Below are 3,338 nucleotides of genomic sequence, written 5' to 3'. Positions count from 1 at the left end.
GATGCGGGCCGCCGCCGCCGGCCGCCCGCATCTGTCCGACCGGGCCGCCCTCGGCGAAGGCCGGCATCCGGTTGTCGTTGATCGCGTGGAGCAGCGACAGGTTCTGGCGAGTGGCGGCCGCGTTCACGACGAACTCGCCGTCGGACAGGCGGGCGACGATGCTGTCCGAGGTGCTGGTACCCGGCCCACGGATGTGGCCGCCGGTGGCCGCCGTGACGGCCGTCGCGGTGCCGGCGCTGGCGCCGCCGCCGAACAGGTTCGACAGCACGCCCATCAGGCCGCCGCCGTTCGATCCGAGCGACGACGTGAGCTGGGTGACGCCCTGGCTCGTCTGGGTCAGCGTGCCCGGCAGCGCGCCGAGGTCGGAGGTCAGGCCGGAGACGCCCTGCGTCGCGGTGCCGGCCGTCGTTTCGACCGACTTCAGCGAGGCGTCGAGCTTGGTGATGGCCGGCGCGGCGGTGTCCGCGGCCGTCGTCGCCGGCGGCAGAGCCTTGCGGAAGCCGGAGACGTAATCCGTCGGGCTGGTGCCGTTCGCGTCTCGGACGTTGCCGGCGGTGGCCAGGGGCTTGCCACTCAGCCACACGCTCGCGGCGTCGTCGGCATTGCCGTATTTCTTGACGCTCGCACCGAACTGATCACGGAAGACGGCGTCCTGAGCACCCTTATCGGCCAGGAACTCTTCCTTGGTCAGCGTCTTCCCGAGCGCCTTTTGCGTCCAAGACGGGATGTTGTTTCCCATCACCTGGTAGGCGCCATAGGCCCGGTCGCCCGACTTCGTGATGGTGCCGAGCGCGCTGTAATCGCCGGCCGCGCTGCCGCTCTCGATCTTGCGGATCGCCTTGGCGTAGCGATCCATGTCGGCGTCGCCGGTGCCGGTGAGCCCGGCCGCGGCGCTCGCGGCGCCTGGCACGTTGCTGTTCGCCGCCGTGCCGCCGAGGCCGGGAATGCCCGAGACCGATCCGCTGAGGTTGACCACGCCGGCGCTGATCTGCGCCGTCGAGACGGTCTGCGCCTTGCCGAAGATCCCGGAGAGGGCGTCGCCGAAGATCCCGCCGCCGGCCTTGCCGTCCAGGCCGAGTGCGCCGTTCACGAGCGGGGTCGCGACACTGCGCTCGAACAGTCGCGAGGCGACGCCGTTGAGCGAGCTGCTGATGCCGGCGACCGGGCTCTTGCCCTGGCTGACATCGGAGAAGATCCCGGTGAGCGTGCTCCGCGAGCCCGACCGGAAATCGTCCATCCCGCCGACGATCTCGCGTTGCTTGCGCGTCAGATCTTCCTGCGCGGCGGCGACCTTGCCGGCCGAGGCCGCGTAGGCGTCGATCCCGCGCTTGATCTCGGCCGTGATCGGGATGCCCGCCGCCGCATAGGTGTTGGAGAGGCGCTGGGCCTCGGCCATCCGGGTCGCCGCCTCCGTCGAGGCGCCGAAGGCGTCCTGCTGGAGCTTCAGCGCGCCGATCTGTTCGGTGAGCGAGCGGTTGGCGTCGCGGAGCGGGCCGCCGATCGCTTCCTTGTCGATGGCCTGGGCGTCCAGCGTCTGCGACTTCTGGAGGTTGGCGATCGCCGGGAGGTTGCCCTCGTTTTCCTTGAAGAGCTTGCGGTAGCGCGCCTCCAGCTCGGCGCGCTGGCGCGGGTAGCTCAACAGGCCGGCGGAGGCGTTGGCATCGGTGCTGTCCCGCAGGCGGTCCTGGCTGTCGCGGGTCGACTGCGCCAGGACGGCGTCGCTGGCGCTCTTGATCGCAGCGGCGCGCTGGGCCGGCGTTACGTCGGCCCGGCCGGCGAGCGCGATCCGTTCGCGCTCGGCCGCGATCGAGGCCTTTTGCGCGACGGTGCGGGCTTCGATCGAGCGGATCGTTAGGGCCTCGGAGGCGCGCGCCTTATCCTCGGCCGACATGAAGGTTTCGACCGCGCCACGAGCCGAAGCCAAGGCGTCGGTGTATTGCTTGCGCGCCTGCGCCGAGAGGCCGGCGATCGCGTCCAGGTCGCTCTGGGTCTTCTGCAACAACAGGATCTTGCTGTTCAGAGTTTCAAGCTGGTCGATCTCCGGCTGTAGCGAGCGAACAGCAGCTTCCGCCTGCTCCGAAAGTTCGGCCGCAGATTTGGCGCGCGCGTCCGCGACCGCCTTGGACCGAGCTTCCTCAGCCGCAACCTCAGCCGCCCGAACCTTCTCTTCCTGTGCCTTGATCACCTCGCCGTTTTGGGGCGAGGCCTGAGCACGACGGAGCCGAAGCTGATCCTGAGCGAGCGATGATAGCCCGTAACCGACCGCCGGCGCTGCCTGGGTCTGCTCGCCACGAAGCTGGCGCAGGCGTTCACGTTCGGCCGCGAGGCGCTCCTCTGGCGTCTTCTCAGTGAACGGGCGGGCGATCGCGCCGCCGGCGGCGTCGGCCGCGGTCGAGACAAGGTTCCAAGCCTTCGCCCAGAGCGTCGTCTTGTCGGCTGCCGCCTTGATGTCCGAGGCGAACGTCCGGACCAGCACCTGGATCGCACCCTGGCGATCGCCCTGCTCGGTCAGAGTGCGGATGTAGGCGCGTGTCCCCGCATCGAGCCCGCCCATCCGGGCGTTCAGCTCATCGGCACCTTTCACCGGGTCGGCGAAAATCTTGGCGAGGTCGGCGCCGGTCTCAGCCAGATCCTTGCCGAACAGCTTGGCGTAGCCGGGTGCTAGGTCGACGATGCCGGGGATGTTCGAGACGTCGACCTTGCCGGCCGCGGCAACCGTACCGGCGACGCCGCGGGCGTCGCCGCGGGACAGCCTGCCCCCGGACGTCGCGGTCTCGGCGATCCGGTTCACGTCGGCGACCGTCGCGCGCGACTGCGCGCCAATTCCAAGCAGCCCCGTGCGGATCTGCTCCTGCGAACGCACCCACGACACGCCGAGGTAGGCGGCGCCCGCCGCGGCGCCGAGGAAGCCGGCGGCCATCAGGCGGACGGGCGTCAACACCTCCATCGCCCGGCTGGCGACGATCTTGAGGCCGCCGGCGATGCCGCCCGGCGCGTCCGCGAGCACCTGTGTGACCTGGCCGCCCTGCTGGGCGATAACCTGGGTCACCGGGATGCCCGAGAACAGCGAGGTCAGGATGTCGTTGGTCTGGAAGCCGAGGTTCTTCCACTGATCCGGACGGAGGCCTGCCGCCGCGCCCTGCGCGGGACCAGGCGCATTGGCTGGCGGGCGGCTCGGCGTGCCAGGGACGGGGCTTAGCGCCGGTGCCGGCGCGCCGGGCACGACCGGCGCGACAGGCGCCGGCTTCCCGGCAGCGGTATCCTGCGCGCGCTTGGCCGCCTCCATCGCGCGCTGGGCGGCGGCCGCCGCCTCGGCAACCTCCCGCTCGGCCTTGGCG

The 3,338-nt window shown here is 70.8% G+C and carries 1 protein-coding gene; it reads right to left on the bottom strand.

Annotation, left to right across the window (positions count from 1 at the left end):
- On the bottom strand, positions 1-3,338 hold a 3,338-nt coding region (locus FV230_RS26265), incomplete at both ends, for a phage tail length tape measure family protein (RefSeq protein ID WP_187275630.1).

Origin of the sequence: Methylobacterium sp. WL6 (genome assembly GCF_008040095.1) — a bacterium.
Taxonomy (GTDB): Bacteria; Pseudomonadota; Alphaproteobacteria; order Rhizobiales; family Beijerinckiaceae; genus Methylobacterium.
The sequence above is the reverse complement of the archived record's forward strand: the minus strand, read 5'-3'. Positions and strand labels throughout refer to the sequence as shown.